Source organism: Mycolicibacterium austroafricanum, from assembly GCF_902705885.1.
In the GTDB taxonomy this organism is placed as follows: domain Bacteria; phylum Actinomycetota; class Actinomycetes; order Mycobacteriales; family Mycobacteriaceae; genus Mycobacterium; species Mycobacterium vanbaalenii_A.
The window spans coordinates 1-19120 of record NZ_CACSIP010000024.1; the positions used below are offsets into that span (position 1 = coordinate 1).

General features: G+C 66.7%; 19 protein-coding genes. 9 read left to right on the forward strand and 10 right to left on the reverse strand.

The features are described 5' to 3' along the window. Positions 1 to 124 precede the first annotated feature (124 nt). Complete coding sequence (locus BEMPMBAN_RS17010; protein WP_159232149.1) at positions 125 to 895, forward strand: SDR family NAD(P)-dependent oxidoreductase; 771 nt, start codon at positions 125 to 127, stop codon at positions 893 to 895. Here BEMPMBAN_RS17010 and BEMPMBAN_RS17015 read toward each other — a convergent pair. The 5 genes from BEMPMBAN_RS17015 to BEMPMBAN_RS17035 all read right to left on the reverse strand — a co-directional run bounded on the left by BEMPMBAN_RS17015 (position 892) and on the right by BEMPMBAN_RS17035 (position 5520). Next, positions 892 to 1704 (reverse strand): class I SAM-dependent methyltransferase, encoded by an 813-nt coding sequence (locus BEMPMBAN_RS17015; protein ID WP_159232151.1) that lies wholly within the window; start codon positions 1702 to 1704, stop codon positions 892 to 894. The two genes, BEMPMBAN_RS17010 and BEMPMBAN_RS17015, sit on opposite strands and share 4 nt — an antisense overlap. 40 nt (positions 1705 to 1744) lie before the next feature. Beyond that, the gene (locus BEMPMBAN_RS17020) at positions 1745 to 3271 is read right to left on the reverse strand and encodes an amidase (protein ID WP_159232153.1); all 1527 of its coding nucleotides are present in this window, start codon (positions 3269 to 3271) and stop codon (positions 1745 to 1747) included. Then, entirely contained in the window at positions 3271 to 3987 is a 717-nt protein-coding gene (locus BEMPMBAN_RS17025) for a TetR/AcrR family transcriptional regulator (RefSeq protein ID WP_234897531.1), read from the reverse strand. Before BEMPMBAN_RS17025 ends, BEMPMBAN_RS17020 begins: the two co-directional genes overlap by 1 nt. Positions 3988 to 4071: 84 nt before the next feature. Then, positions 4072 to 4716: a TetR/AcrR family transcriptional regulator gene (locus tag BEMPMBAN_RS17030; protein WP_159232155.1), complete on the reverse strand. Its 645-nt coding sequence runs from the start codon at positions 4714 to 4716 to the stop codon at positions 4072 to 4074. 114 nt (positions 4717 to 4830) lie between these two features. Beyond that, entirely contained in the window at positions 4831 to 5520 is a 690-nt protein-coding gene (locus BEMPMBAN_RS17035) for a TetR family transcriptional regulator (RefSeq protein ID WP_159232157.1), read from the reverse strand. Between the two features lie 69 nt (positions 5521 to 5589). Here BEMPMBAN_RS17035 and BEMPMBAN_RS17040 point away from each other — a divergent pair, with 69 nt between their 5' ends. Beyond that, positions 5590 to 6642: a ferredoxin reductase gene (locus BEMPMBAN_RS17040; protein WP_159232159.1), complete on the forward strand. Its 1053-nt coding sequence runs from the start codon at positions 5590 to 5592 to the stop codon at positions 6640 to 6642. 105 nt (positions 6643 to 6747) lie between these two features. Next, positions 6748 to 7866: a fatty acid desaturase family protein gene (locus tag BEMPMBAN_RS17045; RefSeq protein ID WP_159232161.1), complete on the forward strand. Its 1119-nt coding sequence runs from the start codon at positions 6748 to 6750 to the stop codon at positions 7864 to 7866. Positions 7867 to 7968: 102 nt separating this feature from the next. Here BEMPMBAN_RS17045 and BEMPMBAN_RS17050 read toward each other — a convergent pair whose 3' ends face one another. The 4 genes from BEMPMBAN_RS17050 to BEMPMBAN_RS17065 are packed head-to-tail and all read right to left on the reverse strand — an operon-like array spanning position 7969 to position 12090. Continuing rightward, positions 7969 to 9228, reverse strand: a complete 1260-nt coding sequence (locus tag BEMPMBAN_RS17050) for an MFS transporter (protein ID WP_159232162.1) — start codon at positions 9226 to 9228, stop codon at positions 7969 to 7971. Further along, entirely contained in the window at positions 9225 to 9950 is a 726-nt protein-coding gene (locus tag BEMPMBAN_RS17055) for a glucosamine-6-phosphate deaminase (protein ID WP_159232164.1), read from the reverse strand. The genes BEMPMBAN_RS17050 and BEMPMBAN_RS17055 overlap by 4 nt, the downstream gene beginning before the upstream one ends. Then, positions 9947 to 11317, reverse strand: a complete 1371-nt coding sequence (locus tag BEMPMBAN_RS17060; RefSeq protein ID WP_159232166.1) for a 6-phospho-beta-glucosidase — start codon at positions 11315 to 11317, stop codon at positions 9947 to 9949. The genes BEMPMBAN_RS17055 and BEMPMBAN_RS17060 overlap by 4 nt, the downstream gene beginning before the upstream one ends. After that, complete coding sequence (locus tag BEMPMBAN_RS17065) at positions 11314 to 12090, reverse strand: DeoR/GlpR family DNA-binding transcription regulator (protein WP_159232168.1); 777 nt, start codon at positions 12088 to 12090, stop codon at positions 11314 to 11316. The genes BEMPMBAN_RS17060 and BEMPMBAN_RS17065 overlap by 4 nt, the downstream gene beginning before the upstream one ends. Before the next feature lie 175 nt (positions 12091 to 12265). Between BEMPMBAN_RS17065 and BEMPMBAN_RS17070 the strand changes: the two genes are divergently transcribed. From BEMPMBAN_RS17070 to BEMPMBAN_RS17095, 6 genes are all read left to right on the forward strand, one after another. Next, positions 12266 to 13228 carry a carbohydrate kinase family protein gene (locus tag BEMPMBAN_RS17070; protein WP_159232170.1) on the forward strand — a complete coding sequence of 321 codons (963 nt, stop codon included), beginning with the start codon at positions 12266 to 12268 and terminating at the stop codon, positions 13226 to 13228. Next, positions 13225 to 14577 carry an extracellular solute-binding protein gene (locus BEMPMBAN_RS17075; protein ID WP_159232172.1) on the forward strand — a complete coding sequence of 451 codons (1353 nt, stop codon included), beginning with the start codon at positions 13225 to 13227 and terminating at the stop codon, positions 14575 to 14577. Before BEMPMBAN_RS17070 ends, BEMPMBAN_RS17075 begins: the two co-directional genes overlap by 4 nt. Positions 14578 to 14582: 5 nt before the next feature. Continuing rightward, positions 14583 to 15518, forward strand: coding sequence for a carbohydrate ABC transporter permease (locus BEMPMBAN_RS17080; RefSeq protein ID WP_234897532.1), 936 nt, complete (start codon positions 14583 to 14585; stop codon positions 15516 to 15518). After that, positions 15515 to 16339: a carbohydrate ABC transporter permease gene (locus BEMPMBAN_RS17085; protein ID WP_159232176.1), complete on the forward strand. Its 825-nt coding sequence runs from the start codon at positions 15515 to 15517 to the stop codon at positions 16337 to 16339. The genes BEMPMBAN_RS17080 and BEMPMBAN_RS17085 overlap by 4 nt, the downstream gene beginning before the upstream one ends. 24 nt (positions 16340 to 16363) lie before the next feature. Further along, complete coding sequence (locus BEMPMBAN_RS17090) at positions 16364 to 17431, forward strand: ABC transporter ATP-binding protein (protein ID WP_159232178.1); 1068 nt, start codon at positions 16364 to 16366, stop codon at positions 17429 to 17431. A 228-nt stretch (positions 17432 to 17659) separates the two neighbouring features. Further along, complete coding sequence (locus tag BEMPMBAN_RS17095) at positions 17660 to 18082, forward strand: MTB12 C-terminal domain-containing protein (protein ID WP_159232180.1); 423 nt, start codon at positions 17660 to 17662, stop codon at positions 18080 to 18082. 36 nt (positions 18083 to 18118) lie between these two features. On the opposite strand, the gene BEMPMBAN_RS17100 is transcribed toward BEMPMBAN_RS17095, so the two are convergent. Then, positions 18119 to 19039, reverse strand: a complete 921-nt coding sequence (locus BEMPMBAN_RS17100) for a type IV toxin-antitoxin system AbiEi family antitoxin (protein ID WP_159232182.1) — start codon at positions 19037 to 19039, stop codon at positions 18119 to 18121. Positions 19040 to 19120: the final 81 nt, after the last annotated feature.

Consider the following 19120-nt stretch of genomic DNA (forward strand, 5'->3'; position numbering starts at 1 on the left):
GCCCCCGCCCCCGCCACCGGAGCCGGTCTACGTCCCGAGACCGAACGTCGAGGTCTGCGCCGACGTGGGCCGTCGGATCAGCGTGGGGGGCTGCATCTAGGTGGATATCTAGGTGGATATCTAGGTGGACCGATCCTCATTCGACCGGCTCTTCGACATGACAGGCCGGACGGTCATCGTCACCGGCGGCACCCGTGGCATCGGGCTGGCGCTGGCGCAGGGCTACGTGCTGGCCGGGGCGCGGGTCGTCGTTGCCAGCCGCAAGGCCGACGCCTGTGAGCAGGCGGCAGCGCAGCTGCGTGACCTGGGCGGGGAGGCGATCGGCGTGGCGACGCACCTGGGCGAGGTCGACGACCTCGCGGCGCTGGTCTCCCGCACGGTGTCCGAGTTCGGCGGGGTGGACGTGCTGGTCAACAACGCCGCCAACCCGCTGGCCCAGCCGCTGGGGCAGCTGACGGTCGATGCGCTGACGAAGTCGTTCGAGGTGAACCTTCGCGGGCCGGTGCTGCTGGTCCAGGAGGCGCTACCGCACCTGAAGACCAGCCCGCATGCCGCGGTGCTGAACATGGTGTCGGTCGGCGCGTTCATCTTCGCGCCGATGCTGTCGATCTATGCGGCGATGAAGTCGGCGCTGATGTCGTTCACCCGCTCGATGGCCGCCGAATTCGCCGGCGACGGTATCAGGGTCAACGCGTTGGCGCCGGGCCCGGTGGACACCGACATGATGCGCAAGAACCCGCAGGAGGCGATCGACGGCATGGTCGCCGGAACACTGATGGGACGGCTGGCCTCAGCCGACGAGATGGTCGGCGCCGCACTGCTGTTGACGTCGGAAGCGGGCAGCTACATCACCGGCCAGGTGATCATCGCCGACGGCGGCGGGACGCCCCGCTAGGAGGACCGCTCAAAGGTGTGAACACGGTACCCGTCCCGTAGCGTGCGCAGCGCGGTACGCATCGCGACGGCGGGGATGCGGAATGCCTTGAACTCGCGTGCCCGGTCCACGATCGACACCGGCGGGCGTGGTTGCCGGTATCCGAGGTGGACGAAGGTCTCCTCTGGCCGCTGTTCGACGAACTTGAATTCACTGCCCAGCGCCCGGATCTGCTCATACAGCTTGCCCATATGCCTGTCGAAGAACACCCGGTCCATCAGGTCGCAGATCAGCGTGTGGTCGGGGAAGATGTCCGACAGCGTCGTGAGCAGTTGGTGCACTTGGGTTTTGTCCAGATACATGAACACACCCTCGATCACGATGAGTGTTTCAGCGGTAGGGTCGCATTCGCGTAGCGCGGCGGGGAGTTCGCCGGCCGAGAAGTCGACGGCTATGCGCCGCAATACGTTCGGACACGACTCAGTCGCCAGGATGGTGTTCTTGTGTTCGATGATGGCCGCTTCATCGAACTCGAACCAGCGACCACCGGCCAATCGATAGGCGCGGCTGTCGAAGCCGGTGCCGATGTTGATGATCTGCAGGTCTTTGTTCGCCTTGAGGCGTCTGGCCATCTCGTCGTAGAAGATCCGCGCCCGCACGACGTTGCTGGCATTTCGCCGGGTGCTGCCGGAGAACGGGGCATAGACCGCCATGCCCTCACCGGTCATGAAGTCCTCGGCGTAGATGTCAGAACATATCGACGCTGGCGAGCGGGCGTCGTCGGCGCGAATCCCGCAGCAGAAGAAGGCGGTCTTGGATATCGGGTTCATCTGGGCTCCAGTGCATCTCGTCGCGGGTCGTGGATGTGCGCTACGCGTGGATCGGCGGCCGGCCGATCAGGGCCCCGGCCCCCTCGATCTGGGCGGCGACGCGGAGCAGCAGGTCCTCCCGTCCGTAGCCGGCGACGAGTTGCACGCCGATCGGCAGGCCGCTCTCGCTCAGGCCGACCGGCAGTGAGATGGCCGGTTGTCCGGTGATGTTGAACGGGATCGTGAACGCGAGCAATGAAGCGGTACGCATCCACGCGTCGAGGGGCTTGCCGGGGTCCGGGCGCAGCGCACCGAGTCGCGGCGGCAGGTCGGTGAGGGTGGGAGTGACGAGCAGGTCGAACCCGTTCTCCCACCACGCCGCCATGCTTCTCGTGAAGGTGTTCAAGCCGGAGAGGGCGGTGAGGTAGTCGCTGCCCATGGTGCGCTGGCCCACGTGCGTGATGAGCCAGTTGTCGGCGTCCATGTCGGCCTCACCGATCGGACGACCGAGTGTGACGCCCATTCGCTCGACGAAGTTGGCCTGGCTGCAGGCGAGGAGGGGAACCACGAAGACCCCGGCGCCTGCTACCACCGGCGCGGGGAAGGACGGCTCCACATCGTGGCCGAGCTCTTCGAGCAACTCGGCCGTGCGCATCACAGCGGTGCTGCACTCGGGGTGGACGGACGCGGTGGGGGTGTCGGGTACGAAGCCCAGGGCTTCGACGAATCGTCCGAGCATGGGCAGGGCCTCCGCCGGGAATTCGGCTTCTCCTGCGTTGGTGGGGAACTCGGCGACGAAGCCGATGCGCAGGCGTCCGGGATCGGCCCCGACCTCCTCGCGGTATGGCCGGGTGGGTGTGGGTGCGACGACGGTGTCACCCGGCATGGGTCCGGAGACGAGATCGAGCACCGCGGCCGTATCGCGCACGCTGCGGGTCACGGCTAGCTCCGCCGCCAGGCCGGCCCACATTGCGTCTGAGGACTCGGGGCCGACCGAGACCCTTCCGCGGGAGGGCTTGAGCCCGACGATGCCGCATTGACTCGCAGGGTTGCGGATGGAGCCGCCGCCGTCGCTGGCGTGCGCCAGCGGCACCATGCCGGAGGCGACGGCGGCCGCCGCGCCACCGCTGGAGCCGCCACTGGCGTACTCGGTGTTCCAGGGGTTGCGGGTCGGTCCGTAGGCATCCGGTTCCGTGGTCGCCCAGGCGCCGAGTTCGGGCACGTTGGTGCGTCCGATGTCGATGAATCCTGCGTCGAGGAACTTCTGCACAAGATGCGACGTGCCCGGCGCGCGGTAGTCGGCGTCGCGCAGAAACCGGGTGCCCCAGTGGTAGGGATCGCCGGCTCGATTCCCGGCTGCGATGTCCTTGAAGAGAATCGGTACGCCGCAAAACGGCGCTTCCGATCGCATGGACCGGGCCTCCCGACGCGCCCGCTCGAAATTCCGGTGGATGACCGCGTTCAGCTGCGGGTCGATCTGCTCCAGCCGTGTGATGGCCGCGTCGATGAGTTCATCGGCCGAGACCTTCCCCGCGCGCACCAGTTCCGCCTGGCCGACGGCGTCGAGTCCTGCAAGTTCGTCGGGCATTAGTTCTCCTGTGTCGGGTGTGTGGTGGGGTTCTGTCCGCCACCGGAGCGGGGTAGGAGCGTGGTGAGATCGAGGCCGGCGACGGCTTGGCCGAGGCAGACCGAACGGAGAACGCTGCTGGCGAACGCTTCGGTGTCTCCCCACGGCAGATACGGTCTGGTGACCAACAGGGAGGCGACGCCGTGCGCGGCGGCCCACAGTTGCAGCGCCGGCCCCAGGGAGTCGGTCGGCGGAAAGAAGGCTTCGTCGATGAGCTCCTGCACGGTGTGTTGCAGATGGACGAAGGCCGAGTTGACGAGCGTCTCGTCGAATTCACTGGGTTGCCGGGGGGCGGTGTCGGTGGCGACGCGGTACATCAACGGGGTCTGCACGGCAAAACGCACGTAGGCCATCCCCAGGGCGTGCAGCCGTTCCAGGGCGGTCGGCAGGCCGCGGGTGGCGTCGCGCATCGCCTGGCCGAGCTGCCGATAGTACTTTGCGCACACCGCATCCAGAAGCTGGTCCTTGTCCGCGAAATGTCGATAGAGCGAGGGCGCGGTGATGCCGAGCGCGCGGGTCACCTCCCGGGTCGAAGGCGCCTTGGCGTCCTGCGACGCCAAGATCAATTCGGTTGCGGCATCGATGATCTGGTCGCGGAGCAGGTCGCCGGATCCCTTGGGTAGCCGCGGGCGTGACGGCGTGCCGGGCACCGCTTTCTTCACACGCGACCGCTTCAACACCCCTCCTGACGTAGCAGCGCTACCGTAGCGTCGCTATCCTATGGGCGTCAAGACCAGAGCCGGCGCAGCGGTCGGGTAGTGCTAGGAGTCGTCGTCGAGGCCGATCAGCGGGCCCAGCAGCGGCGCGTGCCGCGGGTAGACGATCGCGGGCCCGATCCACCGGGACAGGAACTCGCGCAGTTCGGCGGCGGTGCGCTTGGGGTTGCCGGCGTCGATGAGGAACGAGTTCAGCACCCGCAGCGAGAATTCGTTCAATTCGTTGAGGGCGGGCTCGTCGAAACCGTGGGCCAGCCAGTCGACGTCGAGGCGGTGCAGCATTGAACGGCCGAAGGTGTAGGCGGTGTCGGAGGTGAAGGAGCCGCCGACGGAATGCGTGCCCCGCTGGCTGAGCAGGAAACCGATCTGGGGGTCGTCAGCGAGCGACTCGATGGTGAACGACATACCCTCGACCATCGCTCGGACGGGGTCGGTCTCGCCGCGGACCCGTCGTTCCAGTCGATTCAGGAACCCGTCGGCCTGCTGCATCGCGCAGGCGACCAGCAGCGCCTCGGTGCTGGGGAAGTAGCGGTAGACGGTCTGGCGGGTGACGCCGAGGTTGCGCGCCACGTCGGCGATGCGCATCGCGGATCCGCGTTCGGTGACGATCCGCTCTGCCGAGCCGAGGATGCGCGCAATCGCCTCCTCGTCCGACGCAGGAGGATTGCCTGACCAACCGTGGCTTCGCATCGCTCGTCCCCTTCCCCGCCGGAACTGTATTCCACGCGCTGTTTTTTGCGAGATCGACGCGTGGAATACCGTTCCGGCGGGGCTTCTTGCGCTGCGACGTCAACTGCAGCGACGTCAACTGCTGCGCCAGCCCGCCACGCCGACGGTGATCATCCGCAATTGTTTGATGGCGACCCGCCTGATCTCCTGGATCGTCGCCGGGTCGTTGGTGTCCTCGAGGGACTCGGCGATCACGATCATCGAGTTGACGAACACGCTTGCCAGGATGTTGAGGTCTTCGCTGCTCCAGGCGTTGAGGCCGGGGAAGCGGGCCAGGTCGATCGCGAGTTCTGAGGTGATGAGCCGGATCTCGGTGCGGATCGCGTACCTGAGCACAGCGACCCCGGTGTTGCGCTCGCGGCCGATGAAGCGCCAGTGTTCCCGGCGTTCCTGCACACCGTCGATGAGGATGTCGACCGAGGACTCGATGACGCGGTTCGGGTCGAGCTTGCCGGCGCGGGCTCCACGCAACATGTCGCGCAGGGCACGAAACGATTCGTCGATCAGCACCAGCCCGAGCGCTTCCATCGACTCGAAGTGCCGGTAGAACGCGGCGGGCACGATCCCTGCCTCCCGGGTCACCTCGCGCAGGCTCAGCGCGCCGAAGCTGCGCTCGTCGAGCAGGTGGAGGGCTGCGGCGACGATCGCCCGCCGGGTGGCTTCCTTGCGCTGGTCGCGCGACAGGGTCTCCCTGCTGCTGCTGCGGGAATCCCTCGAACGCCTGCTCGAAGAACTCGAGCGTGAGCTGGGCGTACGGTCGTTCACTGTGTGAAAACTACCACAGCCTGGTGATACCTCTTGACGTACTGGTCCGATCAGGCGCACGGTGTACACATGTTCACTGAAACGTTGACCAAGCGACGGCGAGGGTCCGCACTGCTGGACCTGCTCACCGGTCCTCATGGTGTCGACCGCTTCACCGAGCTGGTCGACCCCACCTGGACACGCGGCGACGCCCGCGCCCGAATCGTCGGGGTGCAGCGCAGCACCCCCCGCAGCGTCACGCTGACGCTGGAACCCAACCGTGCGTTCGCCGGATTTCGCGCCGGCCAGCACATCAACCTGTCGGTCGAGATCGACGGTCGTCGCCGCACCCGGCCGTACTCGCCGGCCAACGCCGAGAACGACCGGTACATCGAGCTGACCATCGGTCACCACGAGGGCGGCCTGGTGTCACCGTTCCTGTTCGAGCACGCCCGCAAGGGCATGGTCGTCGGCCTCGACTCCGTCGGCGGCGAGTTCACGCTGCCCGCTCGCCCGTCGGGACGCCTGCTGTTCGTCTCCGGCGGCAGCGGCATCACCCCGGTGATGTCGATGCTGCGCACACTGCGTGCACGGCGCTACCCCGGCGACGTCACCTTCATCCACTACGCCCGGTCCGCCGAGGAGGCGTGCTACCGCGCCGAGTTGGCCGACATCGCGCGAGCGATGCCGAACGTCACGGTGCTGCACGGCTACAGCCGCACGCCGCAGGGTTCGGACCTGCACGGCCGCTTCGCCGCCGCGCATGTGGAGACGGACCCGGACCACGTGTTCGTGTGCGGGCCGCCCGAGCTCGCCGACGCGGTCCGGTCGATCTACCCGGATGCGGCGGCGGAGAGCTTCGTGCCGCCGGTGTTCTCGGGTGAATCCTCGGGTGGCCGAGTGACTTTCGCCGACAGCGGCGTGGAGATCACCGACGACGGCCGACCGCTGCTGGACCAGGCCGAGTCCGCGGGCCTGACACCGGAGAGCGGTTGCCGGATGGGCATCTGCTTCTCCTGCACCCGACGCAAGACCAGCGGTGCAGTGCGCAACGTGATCACCGGTGCGATGTCGAGCACCGAGGAAGAGGATGTGCAGATCTGCGTGTCCGCCCCCGTCGGCGACGTCGACATCGCCCTGTAAAGACATCGCCCTGTAAACCCCCGTGCCGGAACGGTATTCCAGCAGCGGATATTCACCCAAACCCCGCTCTGAATGCAGTCTCGGCGATACCGAGAGGTGACAAACATGACCGACATTCTGGAAACCCCGACCACCACCCCCCAAGCCAAGACGCTCGAGAAGATGGTCGGCGGCCGCAAGGTCACCCTGACCCCCGAGCAGGCCGAGGAATTCGGCCGCGAGCTCGACGCGCTCAAGGACAGCATCATCGCCGACCTGGGCGAACGCGACGCCACCTACATCCGCAACATGATCAAGGCGCAGCGCACCCTCGAGGTCGGCGGTCGGGCCCTGCTGTTCGGTGGGATCTTCCCGCCGTTCTGGCTCGCCGGCACGGCGATGCTGGGCCTGAGCAAGATCATCGACAACATGGAGATCGGCCACAACGTCATGCACGGCCAGTACGACTGGATGGGCGATCCGGCGATCTCCAGCAAGGGCTTCGAGTGGGACAACGCCTGCCCGGGCGACCAGTGGCGCCACTCGCACAACTACATGCACCACACTTACACCAACATCGTCGGCCTGGACCGCGACATCGGCTACGGCATCCTGCGGATGAGCGAAGAGCAGAAGTGGCGGCCGTACTACCTGGGCAACCCGGTATACGCGTTCCTGCTGATGGTGCTGTTCCAGTACGGGGTGGCGCTGCACGAGATGGAGAGCGAGAAGATCACCACGGGTCAGATCTCGATCAAGGACAAGAAAGAGATCCTGGCGGGCATCTGGCAGAAGACCAAGCGTCAGACGCTCAAGGACTATGTGGCGTTCCCGTTGCTGGCCGGGCCGTTCGCGCCGTGGGTTTTCACCGGCAATCTGACCGCCAACCTGATGCGCAACGTGTGGTCGTACATGATCATCTTCTGCGGGCACTTCCCCGAAGATGTCCAGGAGTTCTCGATCGAGGAGACCAAGGCCGAGACGCGTGGGCAGTGGTACTTCCGCCAGATCCTCGGGTCGGCGAACCTCACCGGTGGAAAGCTGTTCCACATTCTGTCCGGCAACCTGTCGTTCCAGATCGAGCACCACCTGTTCCCGGACATCCCCGCCTTCCGGCACGCGGAGATCGCGCCCAAGGTTCAGGAGATCTGCGAGCGTTATGGCGTGCCGTACAACACCGGCCCGTTGCCGAAGCAGTTCGCGACCGTGGTGCGCAAGATCGTCAAGCTCGCCCTGCCGTTCTAGCCACGATTTTTCGTGGTTCCGGCAGCGCCGCATCCGACGTCAAGCCCGCGGACTACCCGCCTGTCGGCCGGTACGGAGCGCGACGAGACTGAGCAGTCCGCGCTAACCACGTGACAGCACGCTGTGCAGCTCAGGTGCCGGCGCCCGGGCGGCGCCGGCACGTCGCCCTTCTCGAATCACCATCGCCATCCCGAGAATCCAGAACGGCACCTGCACCAGCTCCGCGTACCGAAAGGCGTCCAGGGTGTATGCGTCACCGCCGTGGGAATGCAGCCGCAACGCCCAGCCCATGAGCAGGATGACGAGCACGCTGGACAGGAAACCGCCTCCGTTGACGATGCCGGTGGCCGTGCTCAACCGGTACGGCGGATTGTGGTCGCGGGCGATGTCGAAGGCGACCATCGATCCCGGGCCACCGATGCACAGGGCCGCCGCCAGCAGCACCAGTAGCGCGAGCGGTGCCGGCCCGGAACCGACGAGGACCGCCAACCACGCCGCGGCCTGCACGGCCACCACGACGCCGACCAGGGCCACTCGCCGTTGGGGCATTCGCGCTGACAACCCGCCGATCACCGGCGCGATCAGAATGCCCACCAGCACGTAGACGGTGAACAACCCCTGGGCGGTGGTCTGCGCCAGCCCGAGGCCACCGACCAGGAACGGGTACCCCCACAGCACCGCGAAGGTGTTGCCGGCAAACGGCGTCACGAAGTGAGCCCAGAATGCCAGCCGGGTTCCGCTTTCCGCCCACGCCTCGGACAACCGGGTGCGCATGGCGACCGCCTGAACTCGTTCGTGCCGGTTCTCCCTCACCACGACGAACACCAACACCGCCACCAATGCCGACGTGCCGGCGAGCGCCAGGAAGCCACTGACCCACCCCGCGACGTGCACCAGTGCCGCGAACGGGATGACGCTGATGAGTTGGCCGAACTGCCCCAACAGTCCGGTGGCCTGCACCGCGACCGGCGCGAGCCGGCGCGGGAAGCGGATCCCGATGACTCGTAGCACGCTGGGAAAGATCATCGCGTCGCCGGCGCCGAGTACGACGCGCGCCGCGATGCCGACGGCAACATTGGGCGCCAACGCCAACACCACCGACGAGCAGGCCAGCAGCGTCATCCCGACCGTCAGCACTGCCCGTGGCCCGAACCGGTCCAGCGCCAGGCCGGCCGGGATCTGCATCACCCCGTAGACGGCGAGTTGCAGGACCGCGAACAGCGACAGCGTCGCGGGGTCGACCGCGAAGTGCTCGGCGGTCTCCAGTCCCAGCGCGGCCAGTGAGGTGCGGTTGGTGATCGAGACGGTGTAGGCCGCGATCCCCGCGCACCAGACGGCCACGACGCCGGTCGTCTTGCTCACCGGCGTGCGGTGCTCAGTTTCGTGGCGGCCGTCGGATCGAGGGTGATGTGCACATCCGGGTGCCGCTGCAAGATGCTGGCCGGACAGGATTCGGTGACCTCACCCAGCATGGCGGCCACCGCCGCGGCCTTGCGCGTGCCGATGGCAACCAACTCGATCCGCGCGGCCCGCATGATCGTCGCGAGTCCCTGCGTCTGACATTCGGTGGGGACGTCTTCCAGTCGGGTGAAGAAGCGGGCGTTCGCGCGACGGGTGGATTCAGCGAGCGTGGCCCGGTGCGTGACGGCGGCGAACGACGTGCCCGGTTCGTTGAACCCGATGTGCCCGTTCTCCCCGATACCGAGAAGTTGGACGTCGACCCCAGCCGCGGTGATCGCTTCCTCGTAGTCCTGCACCGGGCCGTCGGGAACATGAAGAGTCGCCGGATCCGCGCCCAGCGGTTCGATGAGCACTCGTTCCAGCACCGATCGGTAGCACTGAGGATGCCCCGCCGGCAGGCCCAGGTACTCGTCGAGCGCATACCATTGCACCCCGGCCACATCCAGCCCCTCGCGGACCCGGCGGGCCAGCGCCCGGTAGACCGGTTCCGGCGATGAGCCGGTGGCCACACCGATCACCGCGTTCGGCTTGTCCTCGATGATCGCGGCGATCCGGGCGGCGACCTGTTCACCAACAGCCGCTGGGTCGGGCGCCACCTCGATCGTCGTGGTGGGACTGGTCATGCAGGGACCATCCCGAGCACCGTGGCGATGGCCGGGTTTGCGGCGGTGTATCCGTCGAGCAACTGACGGGCCACCGTCACCGAGTCCACCAGCGGATGGAGGGCGAACGCCTTGAGGGCCTCTGCCGGCGAACCGGTGACCGCCGCCGCGATCGCGTGCCGCTCGACCGCCTTGACCTGCTGCATGAGTCCGAGCTGGTGCAGGTCGGGCTGGCTGGCCAGCGACAGCGGGTGCACCCCGTTGGCGTCGACCATGGTGGGCACCTCGACGACGGCGTCGTCGGGCAGACCCGCGACGGTGCCGCGGTTGCGCACGTTGAGGATCATCGTGGCCCTCTCATTGCGGGCGATCGAGGTCATCACTCCGAGCGCGACACCGGCGTAACCGAGGTGGGCGGGATCGGCCTCGTGCTCACGTTCGGTCGACGGAGCACCTTGTACCCCGCCTTTCGCCTCGGCCATGTAGCTGGCGCCGCGTTCGTCGACGGCGGCCGACCACACCTGAGCGGCGCGCGGTCCGGCCGCGGCGGCCTCGGCGAAGAATCGGCTCTGCGAGTCCAACAGGAAGTCTCCGCGGGTCTGCGGCGACTCCAGGATGCGTCGCACCGCGTCCCGGTTGAAGTAGTAGTAGTACAGGTATTCGTTGGGGATCAGACCCAGTTCGCGGATCCAGTCTTTCCCGAAGACCAGCGCCTCTTCCATCCGGCTCAGCCGGGGTTCGTCGGCGAGGAGTTCGGGGAGCACATCGCGACCGCCCACCAGGACACGGCGCATCCAGCCCAGGTGGTTGAGGCCGACGTAGTCCATCTGCACCCGGGTGTGGTCGTGGCCGAGCGCATTGGCGACCCGGCGACCCAGCCCCGAGGGCGTGTCGCAGATGCCCAGCGCGCGGTCGCCGAGCACGCTCTGCAGCGCCTCGGTGATGATGCCGGCGGGGTTGGTGAAGTTCAGGAAGTACGCGTCCGGTGCGACGCGGCGCACCACCTCGGCGATGTCCAGCATCACCGGCACGGTGCGCAGCGCGTAGGCGATGCCGCCCGGGCCGGTGGTCTCCTGGCCGAGGACGTTGAGGTCCAGCGCAACGTGCTCGTCGCAGCAACGCCCTTCGACACCACCCACCCGGATCGCGGCGAAGACGAACTGCGCACCGGCAAGGGCGGGTTCGAGTTGAGTGTGCGTGCTCAGCACCGGCGCCTCGGCGAACCCCTCGGAGAGTTGATCGAGGATCGCCGTCATCGTGGTCAGGCGGGACTCGTCGACGTCGTAGAGCGCGACCTCGGTCACCCGCGGGAAACCTTGGTCGCGGACGAGTGCCTGCCACACGTAGGGGGTCCGGAATCCGCCACCGCCGAGGATCGTGAGCTTCATGCGATGATCACCTTTCTGCCGGCTTCGCGGCTGCCTTCGAGTTCGTGCTCGGGTGTTCCCGGTGTTGTGATCAGTACGTCGACTTCGTCGAGGGTGCACAGGCGCATGGCGCCGGTCCCGGGGAACTTGAGTTCGCTGGCCAACAGCACGATGCGTTGCGACGCCGCGATCAGCGCCTGTTTGATCGGCGCTTCCACCGCCATGTTGTCGACCACTCGTCCTCCGCGGACACCTGTGCAACTCAGGAACATGGTGTCGGCACTGAGTTGGCCGATGACCTGCTCGGCCAGCGGGCCGACCAACGACTGGTAGTTGCGCCGCAACACTCCGCCCAGCAGCACCAGTTCGACGGCGTCGTCGTCGCGGAGCTCGTCGAAGACCGCCAGGTTCGAGGTGATGACGGTGACCGGGCGGCCACGCAGTGCGCGGGCCACCAGCGGTGTGGTGGAACCGATGTCAAGCACCACCACCTCACCGTCGGACACCAGTTCCGCAGCCTGATGGGCCATCCGTTGCCGCAGATCGGCATCAGGGGACGCGTCGGTTCGCAACGGGTCCTCGATCACCCCCGAGTCGGTGATGTTGGCGCGGCTGCCGGTCGTCAGGATCGCGCCGCCGTACATCCGCTCCAGACGGCCCGCCCTGGCAAGGATGTCCAGGTCGCGGCGGATGGTCGACTCACTGACCCCCAGTGATTCGGCCAGCCTGCCAACCGTCTGACCACCGCCGGCCAGCGCGGCCAGGATTCGTTCGTGACGTTCGGCGAAGAACATGGCGTCGATCGTATACCGAACTTGCTCAACTTTGCACAACTCTGACTATCTCCGACCAATTTCGTCGAAATAACACGCGATTGACCGTCACGAAACATCATTGACATTCAACGGCTCCACAGTGACACTCCACAAACAATCAAACTCAGTCAATCCTGATAGGAGGTGAGCAAGTGTGACCGACGTCCTGGTGGTCGGGCGCATCTACAGCGACCTGATCTTCACCGGCGTCCACGCCCCCGCTCCCGGGGCCGAGGTGCTGGCCGACGGTTTCTCGATCTCTCCCGGCGGCGCCGCCAACCGGGCCGTCGCCGCCGCCCGCCTTGGCGCGGACACCGCACTGCTCAGCGAGTTCGGTGACGATCCCATCGGCTCCATCGTCCAGCGCAGCCTGCGCGACGAATGCGGCCTCGACCTGAGCGCCACCGCGACCCGTCCCGGCCATCAGATTTCCATTTCGGTCGCCATCACCGATGGCCACGACCGTGCTTTCGTCACCTACCAGGCCGATGGGGACCTCCCCGAATGGCCGGCGGACCGACCCTGCCGGGTCGCGCATCTGGGTCTGGCCGGAGACCTTCCCGACTGGGCCGTCAACCTCCGGCGCCGGGGCACCACCTTGGTCGGCGGGGTCGGTTGGGACGCTTCCGGCGAATGGTCGCAACGCCTGCTCGACCGGCTCGGCGATGTCGACGTCGTCATCGTCAACGACGCCGAGGCGCTCGGATACACCCGCGCCGAAACGGTCGACGACGCCCTGGGCATCCTCGCCCGGTACGTCGACATCGCGATCGTGACGCTGGGCCGCGCCGGTGCCATCGCCGCGCGGGGGAGCACCCGGGTACAGGTACCCGCGCTGGTGGTGCACGCCGTCGATCCGACCGGCGCGGGTGATTCCTTCGCCGCCGGGTTCATGGCCGCGACCGCATGGGGCTGGGATCTCGAACAGCGTCTGCGGCTGGCCGCGGCCAGTGCCGCCTGCACCGTCCGGTCCGCCGGCGGGGCCGCCAGCGCTCCCCGCCCCGAAGACATCGCCACCCTGCTCGACCAATGCCACGCCGACGAAGGCTGGGCATTCATCCGTCGGTGGACCCGCCGACACCACACTGCTGCACCAGAAGGAGTCCTGTCGTCATGAGAAGCTCACTACGCACCATTGCGGCCGCCGCCGCCGCGTTATTGGCGCTGAGCGCCTGCGCACCGGGGCCCTCCGGCTCACCGGAGGACACCGCGGCTCCCACCGGTGCGGTGTCCCAGGACGTCGCCGCCGCGGGCGACGTGACGCTGACGGTCTGGGACCAGAACACCGATGGCGGCATCGTGGCCGCCCAGGAGCAGCTCAACTCGGCGTTCGAGGAAAAGTACCCGAACGTCAAGATCGAGCGCACCGCCCAGTCGTTCAGCGATCTGAAGACCACGCTGAAACTCGCGCTGTCCAGCAACACCCCGCCCGACGTCGTCCAAGCCAACCAGGGTTACCCGGACATGGGCGCGTTCGTTTCCGCAGGAATGCTGCGCCCGATGACCGACTACGCCGAGCTCTACGACTGGAGCTCCTACTACCCGGAAAGCCTGCTCAAGCAGAACAGCTTCAGTTCCGATGGCAAGACCTGGCAGGGCGACACCCTGTTCGGGGTGTCGCAGACTGGTGAGATCGTCGGCGTCTACTACAACCGCGCCAAGCTCGAAGAACTCGGGCTGGCCGTCCCCACCACGCTGGCCGAACTGGACAGCGCGATGGACACCGCCCACGCCGAGGGCATGCTGCCGCTGGCTTTCGGCAACCTGGAGAAGAGCCCCGGCATCCACCTGTTCGGTGTCACCCAAGCTGCCATCGCCGGACCCGAAGCCGTCTCCGAGCTGGTCAGCGGTCAGGGCGGAGCCTGGACTGATGCGCCGACTGTGCAAGCGGCCCAACAGATCTCGGATTGGGCCAAGGGCGGGTATTTGACCCCGGGCGCCAACGGTGTGTCCCGCGACGATGCCATCGCCGCCTTCGCCAGGGGGGATGCACTCTTCACCATCACCGGCACCTGGAAGGAACAGGACCTGCGCAGCGCAATGGGCGACGACGTCGGCTTCACGACGTTGAGCACCGCCGACGCCACGCCGTCGACGACCGGCGGGCAGGGGCTCGCCTGGGCGATCACCTCGAAATCGGCTCACCCGGATGTGGCCGCGGCCTACATCGACTTCATCACCAACGCCGCCGCGGCCGAGGTTCTCATCGACACCGGCAACCTGCCGACCGTCCTACCTGACGATTACCAGCCGGCCGCGGGCACGCTGGCCGCTGACGTGGCCACCCAGTACCGCGACGTGCAGGACGCCGACGGCACCGTGCCCTACCTGGACTACTCGACGCCGACCTTCTACGACACACTCACCGCGGCGGTCCAGGAACTGGTCGGTGGGCAGTCCGATCCCGGACAGTTCACCTCGACGCTGCAGACCGACTACGCGGCGTTCCTGAACAGCCGAAAATGACGTCGGTGCTGTCGAGGGTAACGGTGCGTGGCGGCGATTCGGGGGCCGATTCAGGGGCCGCCCCGGGTCGCCGGCACCGCCGTCGCCTCATCCCGTACCTGTACGTGGCTCCGGCGTTGCTGGTGTCGGTGCTGTTCCTCGGGGTGCCGATGGTGCAGACCCTGCAGTACTCGTTCTTCAACTGGGACGGGTTGGGTGCGTCGACATCCGCGGGAATCACCAATTACCTCAGCATCTTTCGCGACGAACAGCTGCGGGATTCGTTCCTGCACGCCGGCGTGCTGATGCTGTTCTACGCGGCGGCCCCCGTCGTGCTCGCGCTGTTCCTGACAGCGCTGATCTCCCGGGCGCATGGGATGGCATCGATGTCGTTCTTCCGCACGGTGCTGTTCCTGCCGCAGGTGATCGCCTCGGTGGTGGTGGCCACCATCTGGGTGTCCATCTACTCGCAGAACGGGTTGCTCAACCAGATACTGGGCTCGGTCGGCCTGGAGTCGCTGACCCGGGTCTGGCTGGGCGACCACAGTACTGCGCTGATGGCCATCGGGCTGGTCGGCACCTGGGTGAACATCGGGCTGTGCCTGGTGCTGTTCCTGTCCGGTATCGGCAACATCGCGCCGGAGCTGTTCGAGGCCGCCCGCCTCGACGGCGCCGGTCGAACCCGGGAGTTCTTCGCGATCACACTCCCGGCGCTGCGTGGCCAGATCGCGGTAGCACTCACCTTGACTGTCGTCTCGGCGCTCAAGACCTTCGATCTCGTCTACATCACCACCCGCGGCGGCCCTGGCAACGCCACCACCGTGCCCGCGTTCGAGGCCTACAACCGGGCCTTCAACACCGGCCAGGTCGGACTGGCCGCAGCGGTGGCCGTCGTGCTGACTCTGGTCATCATCTCGGTCACCGTGTTGATCAACCGCATCGAACCCAGGGACGTCTCGTGACATTGTCCCGGCGCGAACGCATTCTCAACGAGATCATTCTCGGCGTGTTCGCGACCTTCGCGGTGGTGCCGCTGCTCGGTGTGCTGCTGTCCTCGGTGACACCGGCCAAGGAGAACACCGGCGGGTTCGCCATCCCGTCGCACCTCGCGTTCGGCAACTACGCGCAAGCTTGGACCCGAGGCAACTTCGCCACCTATCTGTCCTCCAGTGTGCTGGTGGCGGCCGCCGTCGTCGCGCTGACCGTGGTGTTGGCCATCCTTGCCGGATTCGCCTTCGCCCGAATGCAATTCGTCGGCTCGTCCGTCCTGTTCTATACGCTGCTGATCGGGCTGACCCTGCCGGCTGAGGCATTCATCATCCCGCTGTACTTCAACTTGCGCACAGCCGGGCTGACAGACTCCTATCTGGCCTTGATCCTGCCCCAAACCGCGCAGTCGCTGGCGTTCGCGACGTTCTGGATGCGCAATCAATTCCGCACGTTCCCCGGCGAGATCATCGAGGCGGCCCGCCTCGACGGTGCCCGCGACCTGAAAGTGCTTTGGCGGGTGATGGTCCCGGCCTGTATCGCGCCGATCATGACGATGGCCGTGTTGGTCACGATGTGGACGTGGAACGAGTTCTTGCTGCCGCTGGTGCTGATCGTCTCCGAGGATCGCCGGACCGCTCCCTTGGGCCTGGCGTTCTTCCAAGGTCAGCACCTCACTGAGTACTCACTGTTGTCCGCGGCCGGCGTCATGGTCGCGCTACCGATCGCCGTTCTGTATTTCGCGCTGCAGAAGCGCTTCATCAGCGGGATGGTCGGCGGTATCTCCAGCCGCTGACCCAACTAATCGAGGGAGATACCCATGGCCGCAGTCCGTTTCGAAAATGCACAGCGCCACTACCCCAAAGCCGACCGGCCGGCGGTGGCCGGCATCGACCTGTCGATCGCCGACGGTGAGTTCATGGTGCTGGTCGGTCCGTCCGGCTGCGGCAAGTCCACCACGCTGCGGATGCTGGCTGGGCTGGAAGAGGTGACCTCGGGCCGCATCTTCATCGGCGACCAAGAGATCACCGACACCGCCGCCAAGGACCGCGACATCGCGATGGTGTTCCAGAATTACGCCCTGTACCCGCACATGACGGTGGCCCAGAATATGGAGTTCTGCCTCAAGAACGCCAGGATGCCCAAAGCCGAGCGTCAGCGCAGGGTGCAGGTTGCCGCAGAGACTCTCGGACTCACCGAGTACCTCGGGCGCAAACCCAAAGCGCTGTCCGGCGGTCAGCGACAACGGGTCGCGATGGGCCGAGCCATCGTGCGCAACCCACAGGTGTTCTGTATGGACGAGCCGCTGTCCAACCTCGATGCCAAGATGCGGGTACGCACCCGCACCGACATCGCCAAACTGCAGCGCGAACTCGGTGTGACCACCGTCTACGTCACCCACGACCAGGTCGAGGCGATGACCATGGGTGACCGGGTCGCCGTCATGCGAGACGGTGCGCTGCAGCAGGTCGGTACCCCGATGGATCTCTACGACCGACCAGCCAACGTGTTCGTCGCGGGCTTCATCGGATCACCGGCCATGAATCTCTTCGAGAGTCGCTTGGCAGACCGCAGCGTGACCCTCGGCGACCACCTCCTGACGGTCGGGCCGGGCGTCGACCACGCCGGAGGACCGGTGACGATCGGCGTGCGCCCCGAGTCGTGGCGCCGTATCGGGCCCGGCGACGGCATGCCGGTGCGGGTCTCGGTGGTCGAGGAGCTGGGATCTGATGCCTTCGTGTACGGCACGGCGGTCTCTGGAGATCACGACGTGATTGTTCGGGTCAACGGCCGCGATCACGTCCGGATGGGCGACATCATCCACGTCACCGCGGCATCGCCGGACATCCATGTCTTCGATACCGCCTCCGGCGTGCGAGTCGGCTGAGCGCCGAGCCGGAACAACGGCAGAACATCACCCACACCGAGAAATGGAACGTCGGCTGACGCGGCGTTAGCCAAGCCGCCTAAGTGTTGCACTGACCCCTTTGCCATAGCCTCGAGGCTTCGCGCCTGGAATACCGTTCCGGCGCTGGTCCAGACGTAGGCCTTGTGGGGTTGAGGTGCGCGTGGTGGAGTCTGCTTCGGTCGGGCAATGTTCGGAAGGAATGTGTTGATGCGTGCTGCGTTCGCGGCGATGACGGTCTTGGCGGCAGGTGCTCTCAGCGGAGCGGGGGTCGCGCTGGCGCAGCCGGTGCCCAGCGCCGGCGAGTTGACGTCGGACCTGCAGCAGGTGCTGAACACCGGTGCGCCGGCCTCCGAGCGGGCCGCGCTGCTGGCCGGCGGCGAGGCCGCGGTGCCCACCGCCGACAACATCGCCAACCGGTTGAACACCTACGGCGGCATGGTCAACTGGCAGGTGCAGAACCCGGTGCTCAACGGCGACCGGCTGGACGCGCAGATCGCGGTCACCATCCCGATCTTCGGCACCAAGACCCACAACATCTACTGGGTCAACTCAGACGGCGCCTGGAAGCTGTCGAACCCCTCGGCGTGTGTGATCGCCACCGATGTCGCAGGCGTCGCCTGCACCGTCTGACCCCACTCCCCGCCGGAACGGTATTCCAGCAGGTTCCTACTCGAACTCAGGCTGCGTAGAAGCAATCTGGGTGCGCCAACGGCTGTAGGCATACGGCGGTATCTCAATGCGGCCGCGCCACCCGCGCGCGGTCATCGCATCGTGCAATCTGTGGATGACGTCCACAGGGTCGTCCTCCCGGACGACGCCGAGAACGTTCCAGCCGAGTCGCTCGAGCGCGGGCAGGACCCGTCGGTCCTTCAGATACTGGGCACGGTCTACCTGGTGCTGTTCACCGTCGTACTCGATCGCGACGTTGAAGTCCTCCCAGCCGAAGTCGAGCACGCGCACGGGCCGGCCGTCGGCGTCGACGACGGGGATCTGGGTGGCGGGTGCCGGGAATCCGCAGTCGATGACCAGCAACCGCCAGAACGTCTCCATCGGGGACATGGCACCACCGTCGACGAGCGGCAGCACTGCCTTCAGCCGCGCGACTCCGTGATGACCGCGGTAACGCTTCACCAGCATGAGCGGATCCTCCAAGGAATACGGACGCACCCGCATCAGCGCGTCGAGCTGGGCGACAGCATGGTCGCGACGTTGAAACCTGCCGAGGTCAAACGCCGTCCGGGCCGGAGTGGCGACCGGCAGGCCGTCGAGCATCTGCCATTCCTCTGACCCGATGTGCTCATTGCGGGTGATGATGCCGCCGGGTGATCGAGTGCAGTTGTAGATGAGCTCGATGTCGACGTCATCGTCGATCCAGCGTGACCCGTGCAGCGCGGCTGCAGCCAGGCCGGTGATGACGCCTGCGCGCTTGGACCACAGCCATGCGGCCACAGTGCGGTCGCGCAGTGTCAGCTCGGAGGTCCGCGGAGCGTGGACGTTCGGATAGACCCGGCGGTACCAGCGGCGCAACTGATGCCGGGTGACGACGCCGTTGGCCACGGCTTCGGTGCCGATGATGATGTTTCCCATGGCCGAAGACTGCTCACGTGGACCGACAAACCGCGGCGATGATCGCCCAGATTGCTTTCAGGCTGGGGATAACTCGCGATT